The 15,154-nt window shown below is 65.5% G+C and carries 11 protein-coding genes and 2 tRNA genes; 7 read left to right on the top strand and 6 right to left on the bottom strand.

The genetic code is table 11. The annotated features are described in order from the left end of the window. Nucleotides 1-37 precede the first annotated feature (37 nt). Complete coding sequence (locus RVY76_RS09800) at nt 38-1,297, top strand: lipoprotein-releasing ABC transporter permease subunit (protein WP_317376750.1); 1,260 nt, start codon at nt 38-40, stop codon at nt 1,295-1,297. Beyond that, complete coding sequence (locus RVY76_RS09795) at nt 1,290-1,970, top strand: ABC transporter ATP-binding protein (RefSeq protein ID WP_317373709.1); 681 nt, start codon at nt 1,290-1,292, stop codon at nt 1,968-1,970. Before RVY76_RS09800 ends, RVY76_RS09795 begins: the two co-directional genes overlap by 8 nt. Nucleotides 1,971-1,977: 7 nt before the next feature. Here RVY76_RS09795 and RVY76_RS09790 read toward each other — a convergent pair. The 5 genes from RVY76_RS09790 to RVY76_RS09770 form a co-directional block, all read right to left on the bottom strand. Then, a tRNA-Gly gene (locus RVY76_RS09790) sits at nt 1,978-2,052 on the bottom strand. Nucleotides 2,053-2,074: 22 nt separating this feature from the next. After that, nucleotides 2,075-2,149, bottom strand: a tRNA-Gly gene (locus RVY76_RS09785). Nucleotides 2,150-2,235: 86 nt separating this feature from the next. Then, nucleotides 2,236-2,403 (bottom strand): hypothetical protein, encoded by a 168-nt coding sequence (locus tag RVY76_RS09780; protein ID WP_317373708.1) that lies wholly within the window; start codon nt 2,401-2,403, stop codon nt 2,236-2,238. Nucleotides 2,404-2,490: 87 nt separating this feature from the next. Continuing rightward, nucleotides 2,491-5,940, bottom strand: coding sequence for a pyruvate carboxylase (locus RVY76_RS09775; RefSeq protein WP_317373707.1), 3,450 nt, complete (start codon nt 5,938-5,940; stop codon nt 2,491-2,493). 91 nt (nt 5,941-6,031) lie between these two features. Further along, on the bottom strand, nt 6,032-7,162 hold the full coding sequence (locus RVY76_RS09770) for an alpha-hydroxy acid oxidase (protein ID WP_317373705.1): 1,131 nt from the start codon (nt 7,160-7,162) through the stop codon (nt 6,032-6,034). Nucleotides 7,163-7,269: 107 nt separating this feature from the next. Here RVY76_RS09770 and RVY76_RS09765 point away from each other — a divergent pair, with 107 nt between their 5' ends. Then, nucleotides 7,270-9,663 (top strand): ATP-dependent helicase, encoded by a 2,394-nt coding sequence (locus RVY76_RS09765; RefSeq protein ID WP_317373703.1) that lies wholly within the window; start codon nt 7,270-7,272, stop codon nt 9,661-9,663. A gap of 866 nt (nt 9,664-10,529) precedes the next feature. Here the strand turns inward: RVY76_RS09765 and RVY76_RS09760 are convergent. After that, nucleotides 10,530-10,745 carry a DUF1127 domain-containing protein gene (locus tag RVY76_RS09760; RefSeq protein WP_317373702.1) on the bottom strand — a complete coding sequence of 72 codons (216 nt, stop codon included), beginning with the start codon at nt 10,743-10,745 and terminating at the stop codon, nt 10,530-10,532. A gap of 759 nt (nt 10,746-11,504) precedes the next feature. On the opposite strand from RVY76_RS09760, the gene RVY76_RS09755 reads away from it, so the two are divergent. From RVY76_RS09755 to RVY76_RS09740, 4 genes are read left to right on the top strand one after another with little or no spacing between them, the layout of a single operon-like run. After that, entirely contained in the window at nt 11,505-12,008 is a 504-nt protein-coding gene (locus RVY76_RS09755; RefSeq protein ID WP_317373700.1) for a cell division/cell wall cluster transcriptional repressor MraZ, read from the top strand. After that, nucleotides 12,005-12,985, top strand: a complete 981-nt coding sequence (gene rsmH, locus RVY76_RS09750; RefSeq protein ID WP_317373699.1) for a 16S rRNA (cytosine(1402)-N(4))-methyltransferase RsmH — start codon at nt 12,005-12,007, stop codon at nt 12,983-12,985. Before RVY76_RS09755 ends, rsmH begins: the two co-directional genes overlap by 4 nt. Beyond that, nucleotides 12,986-13,354, top strand: a complete 369-nt coding sequence (locus RVY76_RS09745; protein WP_317373697.1) for a cell division protein FtsL — start codon at nt 12,986-12,988, stop codon at nt 13,352-13,354. It abuts the gene before it with no gap. Beyond that, nucleotides 13,351-15,141, top strand: a complete 1,791-nt coding sequence (locus tag RVY76_RS09740) for a penicillin-binding protein 2 (RefSeq protein ID WP_317373695.1) — start codon at nt 13,351-13,353, stop codon at nt 15,139-15,141. The genes RVY76_RS09745 and RVY76_RS09740 overlap by 4 nt, the downstream gene beginning before the upstream one ends. Nucleotides 15,142-15,154: the final 13 nt, after the last annotated feature.

Raw genomic sequence — 15,154 nt, 5'->3', positions numbered from 1 at the left:
CCCCTTGTCCCCAGCCCCGTTTTCCCGTTTCGAATGGATGATCGCCTGGCGGTATCTTCGCGCCAGACGTGCAGAGGGTGGGGTCAGCACGATGACCTGGATCAGCCTGATCGGCATCACGCTCGCCGTCTTCGCGCTCATCGCGACGCTTGCCGTGCGGACGGGATTCCGGGCCGAGTTCATCGACACCATCCTTGGCGCGAATGCGCATGTGACCGTCTATTCGGCGGGCTACGTGGACGAAGCCGGCAACACCTCGCGCGAGATCGCCGATTTCGACGCGATGGCGGCCCGGGTCGCGGACGTTCCGGGCGTCACCAGCGTGGCCCCGCTGGTCAAGGGACAGGTCATGGCCAGCGTCCGCGGCAACACGAGCGGAGTCGAGGTGTTCGGCATCCGGCCGGAGGATCTGGCAAAGATCCCGCGCGTGGCCGATCCCGTCGAATCCTGGGGCGAAATTGCCCGGTTCGGGGAGGACGGCGTGCCGGGGATCGCCATCGGTTCGGGCGTCAGCCGCGAATTGCAGGCGAATATCGGCGACACGATCCAGCTCATCTCGCCCAATGGTGTCAGCACGCCCTTTGGCACCTCGCCACGCGTTTCCAACTACGAGGTCGTCTATGTCTTTACCGCCGGAAGGTACGATATCGACCGGACGCGGGTCTACATGCCGTTCGACGAGGCGCAGATCTACTTCAATTCGGAAGGGGCCGCCGACGAGCTCGAGGTGATGGTGTCGGACCCCGAGGAGGTCGATGCCATGGCGATGGCGCTGATGGAGGCTGCCGGCGAGCGTGCGCTGCTTTGGACGTGGCGGGACGCCAGCGGGTCGTTCCTGCGTGCGCTCGACATCGAGGACAACGTCATGTTCGTGATCCTGTCGATTCTCGTCCTCATCGCCGCGATGAACATCGTCTCGGGTCTGATCATGCTGGTGAAGAACAAGGGCCGCGACATCGGCATTCTCAGGACGATCGGATTGACCGAAGGGTCGATCCTGCGGGTCTTCTTCATCTGCGGTTCGATGACGGGCATTCTCGGGACGCTCTTCGGCGTGATCCTCGGTTGCGCCTTCGCGATCTGGATCGACCCGATCTTCTCGGCGATCAACTACCTTTCGGGCGGGGAGGCGTGGGACCCCTCGATCCGGGGCATCTACGCATTGCCGGCGAAGCTCGAATTCGCGGACGTGGCCTCGGCCGTCGCGCTGTCGCTGGGCCTGTCCTTCATCGTCACGATCTTTCCGGCGCGCCGCGCCGCACGAATGAGCCCGGTGGAGGCACTTCGCTATGAGTAGCACGCTGAGGCTCGAGAGAATCGAGAAGGTCTACAACCGCGGTCATCCGAACGAGGTGCAGGTCCTGCGCGACTGTTCGCTCGACCTGGCGGAGGGCGAGGTCGTGGCGCTGGTGGCCCCGTCCGGGGCCGGGAAGTCCACGCTTCTGCATATCGCGGGGCTGCTCGATACCGCGGATGCGGGAAATGTCGTCCTGGCCGGAGAGGAGATGGCCGGCCTCACGGATCGGCGTCGCACCCGCGCGCGGAGGGCCGATATAGGCTTCGTCTACCAGTTCCACCACCTGCTGCCGGAATTCACGGCGGCCGAGAACATCATCCTGCCGCAGCTGGCCCACGGTGTGGCACGCGGCGCAGCGGAGGCGCGGGCGGAGAGCCTTCTCGCATCTGTAGGGATTTCGCACCGGGCCCATCACCGTCCCTCGGCCATGTCCGGAGGAGAGCAGCAGCGTGCCGCGTTCTGCCGCGCGCTCGCCAACGGGCCGAAACTGCTTCTCGCGGACGAGCCGACGGGCAATCTCGATCCCGAAACGTCGGAACGGGTGTTCGATGCGTTGATGACGCTGGTGCGGGAGACGGGGCTGTCCGCGCTCATCGCGACGCACAACCTCGAGCTCGCCGGCCGGATGGACCGTGCGTTGCGCCTGTCGGATGGACGTCTGAGCGGAAGCTAGATCAATCTGGAGCGGGCGATGAGATTCGAACTCACGACCCTAACCTTGGCAAGGTTATGCTCTACCCCTGAGCTACGCCCGCGCGCCAGATTGGTCAGTCTCGATGGAGCGGGCGATGAGATTCGAACTCACGACCCTAACCTTGGCAAGGTTATGCTCTACCCCTGAGCTACGCCCGCTTACCGTCGAGTGACACGCATTTAGCCAAGCGGCGAAAGCGGCGCAATAGGAAAGACGATTTTTCCCGACCCGATTTCAGACACGATCACTCGGCCGTGGCGGCCCCGACCGTTCCGCCAACGATCGCGCCGGCCGGACCACCCACCATGGCACCACCGAGGCCGCCCGTCGCGGCACGACCGGCGGGCGAACTGCCGCAGGCCGAGAGGATCGTCAGAAAGCCGATCGCAAGAATTACGTTGGAATGTGCCATGCTAAAAACTCCCGGCATTGCCTGACGACCGCGCGTCGCAAGACGAAAGCGCGGTCGCGCCGGAATGTTCCCGAGGGCGTGATCGTGTCACCCGCCCTCGTATTCGACCAGGAGGTCCTTCGCGTCGATCTGCGTGCCGTTCGAGACATGGACGGCCTTGATGGTCCCGTCCCGCTCGGCATGGATGCCGGTCTCCATCTTCATGGCCTCGATCGTGAGCAGCAGATCGCCCTGCGACACGGCCTTTCCGGCCTCGGCATGGACACTTGCCACGACGCCCGGCATGGGCGCGCCGACATGGTTCGGATTGCCCGGCTCCGCCTTGGGATTGGCCACGCTCGTCCCGGCGAGCTTGCGGTTCGGCACGCGCACCGTGCGCGGCTGGCCGTTCAACTCGAAGAAGACCTTCACCTCGCCCTGATCGCTGGTATCGCCAAGGGCCTGCATCCGGATCTCGAGCGTCTTGCCCGGGTCGATCTCGGCCGAGATCTCGTCGCCGGGCTCCATCCCGTAGAAGAAGGTCTCGGTCGGCAGGACGCGGACGGGGCCGTATTCCTCGTTGCGAAGGCGGTATTCGGTGAAGACCTTGGGATACATGAGGTATCCCATCAGATCCTCGTCGTCGATCTCGACGCCGCCCGCGGCCTTCGATGCCTGGGCGCGCGCCTCTTCGAGATCGACCGGCTTCATTGCCTTGCCGGGACGGTCCTGTAGGGGCTTCTCGCCCTTGAGGACCTTCTTCTGGATCGCCTCGGGCCAGCCGCCCGGCGGTTTGCCGAGATAGCCCTTCATCATCTCGACGACCGAATCGGGGAAGGAGAGATCCTTCTTCGGATCCTCGACCTCGGCACGGGTCAGCCCTTGGCTGACCATCATGAGGGCCATGTCGCCCACGACCTTGGAGGAGGGCGTGACCTTCACGATGTCGCCGAACATCCGGTTCACGTCGGCATAGGTCCTGGCCACCTCGTGCCAGCGATCCTCGAGCCCCATGGACCGCGCCTGGGTCTTGAGGTTGGTGAACTGCCCGCCCGGCATCTCGTGGAGATAGACCTCGGATGCGGGGGCCTGCATGCCCGATTCGAAGGCGGCGTAGTGGTCCCGTACCGATTCCCAGTAATTCGAGATCGCGCGGATCGCCTCCACGTCGAGCCCGGTATCGCGATCGGTCCCTTTCAGCGCCTCGACCACCGTGCCCATTGTCGCCTGGGAGGTGTTGCCCGACAGCGCATCCATCGCGCAATCGACGGCATCGACGCCCGCCTCGGCCGCGGCGAGGATCGTGCCGCTGGCGATGCCGGCCGTGTCGTGGGTATGGAAGTGGATCGGCAGGCCGACCTCTTCCTTCAGGGCCTTGACCAGGACCCGCGCGGCATTGGGCTTCATCAGGCCCGCCATGTCCTTCAGGCCCAGCACATGCGCGCCCGCGGCCTTCAGTTCCTTGGCCATGTTCACGTAGTAGTCACGGTCGTATTTCGACCGGTCGGGGTCGAGCATGTTGCCCGTGTAGCAGATCGTGCCTTCGCAGACCTTGTTCTGCTCGAGCACGGCATCCATCGCGACGCGCATGTTCTCGACCCAGTTGAGGCTGTCGAAGACCCGGAAGATGTCGACGCCGCTTTTCGCCGCCTGCGCGATGAAGGCCTCGACCACGTTGTCGGGATAGTTGGTGTATCCAACCCCGTTCGACGCGCGCAGCAGCATCTGCGTCATCAGGTTCGGCATGGCCGCGCGCAGGTCGCGCAACCGCTGCCACGGACATTCCTGCAGGAAGCGGTAGGAGACGTCGAAGGTCGCGCCGCCCCAGCATTCCATCGAGAAGAGCCCCGACATGTTCGTCGCATAGGTCGGGGCCACGCGGATCATGTCGATGGAGCGCATCCGGGTCGCGAGGAGCGACTGGTGGCCGTCGCGCATCGTCGTGTCGGTCACGAGGAGCTGCGGCTGGTCGAGCATCCAGTCGGCGACGGCCTGCGGCCCGAACTGGTCGAGGATCTGGCGCGTGCCGTGGGGGATGCCCTCGCTCTGCGGCGCGGGCGGAACCGGTGTCTTGGTGTGGGCGGGCGGCATGGCCCGGCCTTCGGTCTCGGGATGACCGTTCACGCTGATATCGGCGATGTAGCGCAAAATCCGCGTCGCCCGGTCGCGCCTCGGCTTGAAATCGAAGAGCTCGGGCGTCTGGTCGATGAACTTCGTGTGGTATTCGTAATTGCGGAAGGTCGGATGCTTGAGCAGGTTGATGACGAAGTCGATATTCGTGCTGACGCCGCGGATCCTGAACTCCCTGAGCGCACGGTCCATCCGGGCGATCGCGGCCTCGGGCGTCGGAGCCCAGGCGGTGACCTTCTCGAGGAGCGAATCGTAGTAGCGCGTGATGACCGCGCCGGAATAGGCCGTGCCGCCGTCGAGCCGGATGCCCATGCCCGTGGCCCCGCGATAGGCCGTGATGCGACCGTAATCGGGGATGAAGTTGTTCGACGGATCCTCGGTCGTGATGCGGCACTGGATGGCATGGCCGGACAGTTCGACGTCGTACTGGCTCGCCGTGCCGGTCGCCTCCATCAGGCTCTTGCCCTCGGCGATCAGGATCTGGGCGCGGACGATGTCGATGCCGGTGACCTCCTCGGTCACGGTATGCTCGACCTGGACGCGGGGGTTCACCTCGATGAAGTAGAACTCGCCCGTTTCCATATCCATCAGGAACTCGATCGTTCCCGCGCATTCGTAGCCGACATGGGAGGCGATCTTCTTGCCGAGATTGCAGATCCGCTCGCGCTGCGCGCCCGAAAGGTAAGGGGCGGGCGCGCGTTCCACGACCTTCTGGTTGCGGCGCTGGACCGAGCAGTCGCGTTCCCACAGGTGATAGATGTTGCCCTGGCTGTCGCCCAGGATCTGCACCTCGACGTGGCGGGCGCGGGCGATCATCTTCTCGAGATAGCCTTCGCCGTTGCCGAAGGCGGCTTCGGCCTCGCGACGGCCTTCGCGGACCTTCTCCTCGAGTTCCTTTTCCTCGAGGATCGGTCGCATGCCGCGCCCGCCGCCGCCCCAGCTCGCCTTCAGCATGAGGGGATAGCCGATCTCGGACGCCTCCTTCCGGATCGCGGTCATGTCGTCGCCCAGCACCTCGGTCGCGGGGATGACGGGAACGCCCGCCTCGATCGCCACGCGGCGGGCCGAGGCCTTGTCGCCGAGCTGCCGCATCGTCTTGGCCTTGGGGCCGATGAAGGAGATCCCGGCCTCGGTGCAGGCATCGACGAAATCGGGGTTCTCGGACAGGAGGCCATAGCCCGGATGAATGGCGTCGGCGCCGCAGGCACGGGCCACGCGGATGATCTCCTCGATCGAGAGATAGGCCGCGACGGGGCCGAGCCCCTCGCCGATGCGATAGGCCTCGTCCGCCTTGAATCGGTGCAGGCTGAGCTTGTCCTCGTCGGCATAGACCGCGACCGTCCGCTTGCCGAGTTCGTTCGCGGCGCGCATGACGCGGATCGCGATCTCCCCCCGATTGGCGATGAGGATCTTCTGGAACTCGGCCATCTCAAGGTCTCCTTCTTTGCGGATGCAGCATAGCCATGCCGCGCCGTTGCGAAAGAACTAATGTCAGCGGCACGGGGGCCGCCGACGGCACTCAGCCGAGATGGTCGCGAACCTCCTCGGGGCGGGAAATTCCGAGCTGTCCCATATCGGCCTTGAGCCCTTCGCGCAGGATGTGGAAGACGTGGTCGACCCCACGCTCGCCGAAGGACGCGGCCCCGTGGTGGAAGGCGCGGCCGAGCATGACGTAATCGGCCCCCTTCGCGATCAGTCGCAGGATGTCGGTGCCCGACCGCACGGCCCCGTCGGCGATCAGGGGGTAATCCGGACCCACGGCTTGCCGGATCGCCGGCAGGACGTCGACGGGGGCGGGGGCGGCCTCGAACTGCCGGCCGCCGTGGTTCGAGATCCAGACCGCATCGGCAAGATCGGTCGCGCGGGCGGCATCCTCGGCCGAGAGCACGCCCTTGACCATCAGGGGGCCGTCCCATTCGTCACGAACGGCCGCGAGATACTCCCAGTCGGGCGCGGTCCGCAGCATGTAGCCGATATGGCTCGTCGTCTCGCCCTTGGCCTTGGTGTCGCCCGCGTATTTCTCGAGCGTCCTGAGCTTCGGGACGCCGTTCTGCACGATCGCAAGCGCCCAGAACGGGGCCTGCGCCGTCTGCCACAGGATGCGCGGCGTGAACTGCATGGGGTTCGTCAGCCGCGCGCGGCGCTGGCGTTCGCGGCGACTCGGGGTCTGGACGTCGACGGTGAGGATCAAGCCGGTGAACCCCGCATCGCGGGCGCGTTTCAGCATGTCGCGCCGGATTTCCGGATCGCCCGGCGCGTAGAGCTGGAACCAGCCCGTGCCGAGATGCGGGCCGACCGCCTCGGGCGTCATCGCGGCCACCGTGCTGAGCGAGAAGGGCGCGCCGTTCCTGGCGGCCGACCGCGCCAGCATCGCTTCGGCCCCGGGCCAGACCGACCCAGACATGCCGACGGGTGCGATGCCGAAGGGGAGGTCGAATCGCTGTCCGAGGAACGTCGTCCCGAGATCCGGGCTTACCTTGCGCAGGTTCCGCGGCACGAGCGTGATACGGTCGAGCGCCTCGGCGGACCGGCGGGCCGAGGATTCGTCGCCCGTCGCGCTCTGCAGGTATTCCCAGATGAAATGCGGCACCCGCTTTCGCGCATGGGCGGCGAGGTCCGAGAGGGCGGGATGCGTATCGTCGAGATCCATGTCGCGATCTATGCGCCGTCTCCCTGCGGCTGACAATCGCCACGAGGTGGAACGCAAGGGGAACGTCGCCGCTTTCCAAACGGATCGATCATGGTTAAGCAGGGCGCATGAGCAGCTTCGACGAGAACGACGCATTCGAACGCGCGGCGGTGCCGCTGTCGCAACGCGCCATGGCCCCGGCCGCGACGCCCTATCTCGACGGGCTCAACGCCGCGCAGCGCGAGGCGGTCGAGGCGCTCGACGGCCCGGTCCTGATGCTGGCGGGGGCCGGAACCGGCAAGACCCGGGCGCTCACCGCCCGCATCGCGCATCTGATGACGCAAGGTCGTGCCCGTCCGAACGAGATCCTCGCCGTGACCTTCACCAACAAGGCCGCGCGCGAGATGAAGGAGCGCGTGGGCGGTCTGCTCGGGCAGACGATCGAGGGGATGCCTTGGCTCGGCACGTTCCACGCGATCTGCGTCAAGCTGCTGCGCCGTCATGCCGAACTGGTGGATCTGAAGTCGAATTTCACGATTCTCGACACGGACGACCAGATCCGGCTGCTGAAGCAGCTGATCGCGGCCGAGAACATAGACGAGAAGCGCTGGCCCGCGCGCCAGCTCGCCGGCCATATCGATCACTGGAAGAACCGCGCCTGGACGCCCGACAAGGTTCCCGCGGCCGAGGCAGGGGCCTACAACCATCGCGGCACCGAGCTCTACGACTATTACCAGCAGCGGCTGAAGACGCTGAACGCCGTCGATTTCGGCGATCTCCTTCTCCATGTCGTGACGATCTTCCAGAACCATCCCGACGTGCTCGCGCAGTACCAGCGCTGGTTCCGCTATATCCTCGTCGACGAGTATCAGGACACGAACGTCGCGCAGTATCTCTGGCTGAGGCTGCTGGCCCAGGGGCACAAGAACATCTGCTGCGTGGGCGACGACGACCAGTCGATCTATGGTTGGCGCGGGGCGGAGGTCGGCAACATCCTCCGGTTCGAGAAAGATTTTCCGGGCGCGAAGGTCGTCCGGCTCGAGCAGAACTACCGCTCGACGCCGCACATCCTGGCCGCGGCCGCGGGCGTGATCGACGCGAACGAGGGGCGGCTGGGCAAGACGCTCTTCACCGACCTGACCGAAGGCGAGCGCGTGCGTCTCATCGGCCATTGGGACGGTGAGGAGGAGGCCCGCTGGATCGGTGAGGAGGTCGAATCGCTGTCTCGTGGAACGCGCGGGATCGATCCGATCTCGCTCGACGACATGGCGATTCTCGTCCGCGCCTCGCATCAGATGCGTGCCTTCGAGGACCGGTTCCTGACGATCGGCCTGCCATACCGCGTAATCGGGGGGCCGCGATTCTACGAACGGCTCGAGATTCGCGATGCGATGGCCTATTTCCGCTGCGCCGTCAGCCCGGACGACGATCTCGCGTTCGAGCGAATCGTCAACACGCCCAAGCGCGGGCTCGGCGACAAGGCACAGCAGAAGATCCAGCGCACCGCGCGGGAAAACGGTGCCACGCTGATCGACGGCGCGCGGATCCTGCTGTCCGAAGGCGAACTCGGCGGCAAGGGCGGGGCCGAACTTCGCCTGCTGGTCGACAATCTCGCGCGTTGGCACGATCTGACCCGCCGGCCGGATCAGAGCCATATCGAGCTTGCCGAGACCATTCTCGAGGAATCGGGCTATACCGCGCATTGGCAGAACGACAAGACGCCCGAGGCCCCCGGGCGGCTCGAGAACCTCAAGGAGTTGATCAAGGCGCTGGAGCAATTCGAGAACCTTCAGGGATTCCTCGAGCATGTCGCCCTCATCATGGACAACGAGACGGAGGAGGGCGGCGCGAAGATCAGCGTGATGACCCTTCATGCCGCGAAGGGGCTCGAGTTTCCGGTCGTGTTCCTGCCGGGCTGGGAGGACGGCCTCTTCCCCTCGCAGCGGTCGATGGACGAATCGGGCCTCAAGGGTCTGGAGGAGGAACGTCGCCTCGCCTATGTCGGCATCACCCGGGCCGAGAGGATCTGCACGATCAGTTTCGCGGCGAACCGGCGCGTCTATGGCCAATGGCAATCCGCGTTGCCCTCGCGCTTCATCGACGAACTGCCCGAGGATCACGTCGAGGTCCTGACGCCACCGGGGCTCTATGGCGGGGGCTACGGTGCGGCGGGCATGGCGTCGAGCGCGTCGCCGGCGATCATGGCCGCGCAGGCCAGCGATCTGCACGATCGCGCGGGGCGGGCTGATGTCTACAATTCCCCCGGCTGGCGCAGATTGCAGGAGCGCAGCGCGAACCGCCCGATGCGGCAGCCGCAGGAAAGCCGCGACATGATGATCGACGCCACGGCGATCTCGTCGTTCGAGGACGGGGATCGCGTGTTCCACAGCAAGTTCGGATACGGCACGGTCAGCGCGATCGAAGGCGACAAGCTCGATATCAGCTTCGACAAGGCCGGACGGAAGAAGGTCGTCGCGAAGTTCCTCATCGATGCGGACGAAGCCGGCAACGTGCCGTTCTGAGCCGCTTGGCGATCGCAGGATTGCCGAGACTGTCCTGACACCCTCTGAAACGCGAAACGGCGACGCCCGGGAGGAGGTGGACGTCGCCGTTCTTTCGCATCGACCCTGGGAGGAGGTAGGGCCTAGCGCCTCGGCCGGACCGTTGGGTCCGTATTTCTGCGGCGACGGAGCCGGGGAGGAGGTCGGCCCCGTCGCCTGAACGGCTCACCCTGGGAGGAGGTAGGGCTACCGCGTCTCGCTGGGCCGTTTGGCCCGGTATCTGGAGGCGACGGTGCCGGGGAGGAGGTCGGCCCCGTCGCCTGAACGGCTCACCCTGGGAGGAGGTAGGGCTACCGTGTCTCGCTGGGCCGTTCGGCCCGGTATCTGGAGGCGACGGTGCCGGGGAGGAGGTCGGCCCCGTCGCCTGAACGGCTCACCCTGGGAGGAGGTAGGGCTACCGCGTCTCGCTAGGCCGTTCGGCCCGGTATCTGGAGGCGACGGAGCCGGGGAGGAGGTCGGCCCCGTCGCCTGAACGGCTCGCCCTGGGAGGAGGTAGGGCTACCGCGTCTCGCTGGGCCGTTCGGCCCGGTATCTGGAGGCGACGGAGCCGGGGAGGAGGTCGGCCCCGTCGCCTGAACGGCTCGCCCTGGGAGGAGGTAGGGCTACCGCGTCTCGCTGGGCCGTTCGGCCCGGTATCTTAGAGGCGACGGGACCGGGGAGGAGGTCGGCCCCGTCGCCTGAAACGATCGATCCCGGGAGGAGGTAGGATCTATCGTTGTACTTTTCGAGGAGCTGTCTTCGATCGGTCTTCCTGCTGGCCGATTTCAGCTCATCGATGGTGTTCCGTCCGCCTCGATCGACCCGATGGGGAACAAGGCGAAAATAATTCAGGCGTTGCCGTAAGCCGCTTCGAGAGCGATGGACTTGATGCCGCTACGCGTCATGCCGAGGTCGGCGAGCTCGCGGTTGGAAAGTGACATCAGCTCGTTGCGGGTCCGGACATACATGCGCCAGCGGCCATACTGGGCCTGAAGGTTCGAGAACGCGTTTCCGAAAAGGTTGTCGCGTCCGGTGCGGATGTCGGTCTGTGTGTACATGGTCATTTGAACGTCTCGCTTTCGCGTGTTTCCGTCTCTGTTGCAGTGAACATACGATCATGCTGCAGATGCACAATCCCACGAATAGGCAATGCTGCCATGCAGCAAGTGCATGCGTTTCGAGACGTGCGTTAACGGTTCGCGAATCCTCGTCGTGCCTGGGCGCCGAATTGGGATGGAATGGGCCGGGTCTTCACCCTGGGAGCGGATTTGGGCCGGCATGGGAGGGAGGGGCGATTCTCGTTCGATTCCCCGTCCGACGCGGTCGGCACAGCCGCTCGGCCGATTTCGCGCCCTGGTTGTGCTGCCGAAAGCAGAAATTTTTAGGACCTACATCTTGTGTCGGAAATCATCCTTGGCACTCGATACAGCAATCGCGGTGCCGTGATTTCGCCGTAATGTGGGATTTGGGCCATAGCTCAGAGCCGCCGAGCGGCCCGCTCAGGCAATTTTTCCTTGCGTGGCAAACTTTCCCATGCGATCCCTAATTCATCGAAGAGCAGGGCCAAGACGGACGCAAAGATCCGCAAGGTTCCAACGATAACAGAGGCTTAGGTTTCATACAGGCAGACTTCTTCGGTGAGAGAGATCCGGCACGCGGGCGGTAAGCATCCCCCCAGATGGCGCGTGTGATCGGACACCCCGGGAACGGGACGAGGGCGGCGATCGGAACCGTGGCAGCAGTTCCGGTCGCCGTTTCCGTTTCTACCATGGCGGCGCGAATCGCGCCAGAGGCAGGACCAGGAGATCGCGCGCGTGTTCGGCATGTATATCGGCCGATACGAGAACAAGATCGACAGCAAGGGGCGGCTGTCGATACCCGCTGATTTCCGCAGGATTCTGGAAGAGAACGACCCGAAATGGGAGCCGGGCACCAATGCCCACCTCTTCATCGTCTTCGGCGACGAACGCCGCGATTACCTCGAGATCTTTTCGGTCAACGATTTCCGCGATGTGCATCGTCAGATTCAGGCGAAGGACCAGAACTCCCGCGAGCAGGTCGCACTCCAGCGACTCTTCGCGCACCAGGTCCAGCCGGCACAACTCGACGAGACGGGTCGGGTCGTCCTCAACTCGTACCTGCGCACCAAGATCGGCCTTACGGACAAGGCGCTGGTGCTCGGCAACAGTGGCACCTTCATGATTTGGGAGCCCGAAACCTATTCGCGCAATGATATGAAGGGTCTGCCGCCCGACGACAACTTTGACGAGAGTGTCGATCCGGCAACCTATCTGAAGGGCAAGCCGCTCGACCGGGAGTTCGGATGAGCGATCGCGATCCACATATCCCGGTTCTTCTGAACCCGATCCTGCGCGAGGCCGCGCCGATTGCGGGGACCTGGGTCGACGGTACGTTCGGCGCGGGCGGGTACGCGCGCGGACTGCTCGCGGCTGGTGCCGAACATGTCATCGGCATTGACCGGGATCCGACCGTCTTCGCACTTGCAGAAAAATGGGTCGATACCTACGGGGCCGCGCTGCACCTCGTGCAGGGGACATTCTCGGATCTCGACAGCCTTGCCGGGGAACCGGTCGATGGCGTCGTTCTCGATCTCGGGGTGTCGTCGATGCAGCTCGACCAGCCGCAGCGCGGCTTTTCCTTCCTGCGTGACGGCCCACTCGACATGCGCATGGGCGAGGGAGGGCCTTCCGCGGCCGATCTCGTGGCCGAACTGGACGAGGGGCGGCTCGCCGACGTTATCTATCAGTATGGCGAGGATCGCGCGTCGCGCCGGATCGCCCGCGCGATCGTCCGGGCCCGTAGCGAGGCGGCGATCACCACGACGGCGCAGCTCGCCGGGATCGTCGAGCGGGCGCTGCCGCGTCCGAAACCCGGTCAGAGCCACCCGGCGACCCGCACGTTCCAGGCCATAAGGATCGCCGTCAACGACGAGTTCGGGCAGCTGGTCGCGGGGCTCGAAGCCGCGGAACGCGCGCTGCGCCCCGGCGGCCTGCTGGCGGTCGTGAGTTTCCACTCGCTCGAGGACCGTGTCGTCAAGCGGTTCCTCCAGGCGCGATCGGGCGGCGGCGGCAACGCGAACCGCTATGCCCCGGCGCAGACCGAGGACGCGCCGCGATTCGCCGCCCTCAACAAGGGCATTTCGGCAGACGAGGACGAGATCGCCCGCAATCCGCGGGCCAGATCGGCGCGTCTGCGGATCGCGCGGCGGACCGACGCGTCAGCCGGTCCCGTCGACCGGGCGCGCCTTGGATTGCCGAAACTGGATCTGGAAGGAGGCCTCTAGATGCGCACCGTTCTCTATCTTCTGCCCGGTGTGGCGGTCATCGGCCTCGCATTCTGGGCCTATTCCGAGAATTACGAGACGCAGGAGGTGCTGAAATCCGTGGACCGGCTGCAGTCCCGGATCGGTGCCGAACGCGAGACCCTTTCGATCCTGCGGGCCGAATGGGCCTATCTCAACCGGCCCGAACGGTTGCGGGACCTGGCCGAGCTTAATTTCGACCGGCTGGGCCTTCTGCCGCTGGCACCCGAACATTTCGCCCTGGTGAACCAGGTCGGCTATCCGCCGGACAAGTTCGCGCTCGACCCGTTTTCGCTCGAAGCGGTCGAGGTCGAGCCCATCGTTCTGCAAAGCGACGGAGAATTTCCATGAGCCGCACCCCGCTGCGTCCCCTCGCGCGTATCCTCGACGCCCGCCGTCGCGGCGAGAATCCCGACGCGATCGAACGCGAGAACCTGCGCGTGCGCCACGAGGTCATGCGCGACAAGGCCCGGCTTCGCGCCGAGGGCCGGCTTCTCGTGCTGGCGATGTTCTTCTTCTGCGCGTTCGGCGTCGTCGGCGCGCGGATGGGCCTGATGGCCGCGTCCGACCCGATGGAGCCGCGCGCCTCGGCCTCGGCCAGCAGGATCCTCGCCCAGCGTGCCGACATCACCGATCGCCGGGGCAGGGTGCTCGCGACGAATCTCTCGACCTACGCGCTCTATGCGCAGCCTCCTCACATGATCGACAAGGTCGGTGCGGCCGAGAAGCTCGCCGCGATCTTTCCCGATCTCGACGTCGAGCGGCTCAAGAAGGACTTCACCGGCGACCGCAAGTTCATCTGGATCAAGAAGAAGCTGAGCCCCGAGCAGCGGCAGGCGGTTCACGATATCGGCGATCCCGGGCTTCTTTTCGGCCCGCGGGAAATGCGGCTCTATCCGAACGGCAAGCTTGCCGCCCATGTCCTCGGCGGCGCGAGCTTCGGGCGCGAAGGCGTGAGCTCGGCCGAAGTGATCGGCGTCGCTGGCGTCGAAAAGCAGTTCGACGACTACCTTCGCGACCCGGCCAATGGCGGCCAACCGCTCGTGCTGTCGCTCGACCTCACGGTGCAGAGCGCGATGCGCGAGGTGCTCTATGGCGGGATGAAGCTCATGAACGCGAAGGGTGCCGCGGGCATCCTCATGGACATCCACACCGGAGAGGTCGTGGCCATGGCGTCGCTGCCCGATTTCGATCCGAACGATCGTCCGCGTCCGCTGACCCAGGGTGACGCCAGCGACTCGCCGCTCTTCAACCGGGCGGTCCAGGGCGTCTACGAGCTCGGCTCGACCTTCAAGATCTTCGCGACGGCACAGGCGATGGAGCTTGGCCTCGTCGGGCCCGAAACCCTCGTCGATGCCGATGCGCCGATGCGGTGGGGCCGGTTCAACATCAAGGAATTTCAGAACAAGAATTACGGACCGCTGCTGTCGGTGACGGATGTCATCGTCAAGTCGTCGAATGTCGGAACGGCCAATATCGCCCTCGAGATCGGCGGCAAGCGGCAGCAGGACTTCCTGCGGAGCCTCGGTGTCTTCGAGCCGACGCCGATCGAGCTGGTCGAGGCACCGACGGGCAAGCCGCTTCTGCCGCCCAACTGGTCCGAGATCGTGACGATCACCGCGTCCTACGGCCACGGATTCTCCGCCTCTCCGCTGCATCTGGCGGCTGCGTATTCGACGCTCCTGAACGGGGGGACCAAGGTTTCGCCCACGATCCTGCGCCGCGACCGTGCGGAGCCCGGCGAGCGCATCGTCTCGCCCGAGGTGAGCGCGGCGAGCGCCAAGATGCTGCGCGCGGTCGTGACCCGCGGCACGGCGAGCTTCGCGGCCGTTCCGGGCTACGATGTCGGCGGCAAGACCGGGACCGCCAACAAGCCGCTGACCAACGGTCGCGGCTATCACAAGGACAAGAACATCAACACGTTCGCCGCGGTCTTTCCCGCGCACGACCCGGCCTATGTCCTCGTCGTCTCCCTCGACGAGGCATCCGACAATTCGGGATCCGAGCCGCGCCGCACCGCCGGCTGGACCGCCGTTCCCGTCTCGGCCGAGATCATCCGGCGCACGGCCCCGCTCCTCGGGCTCAGACCCGAGATTGAACCCGCCACCCCCGACGCGTTAACACTGACCTCGAACTGACGAGGGGCGGGAC

This window comes from Palleronia sp. LCG004 (assembly GCF_032931615.1).
GTDB lineage: Bacteria > Pseudomonadota > Alphaproteobacteria > Rhodobacterales > Rhodobacteraceae > Palleronia.
Note: the sequence above shows the minus strand (reverse complement) of the source record. Positions and strands in the feature narration are given on the sequence as shown.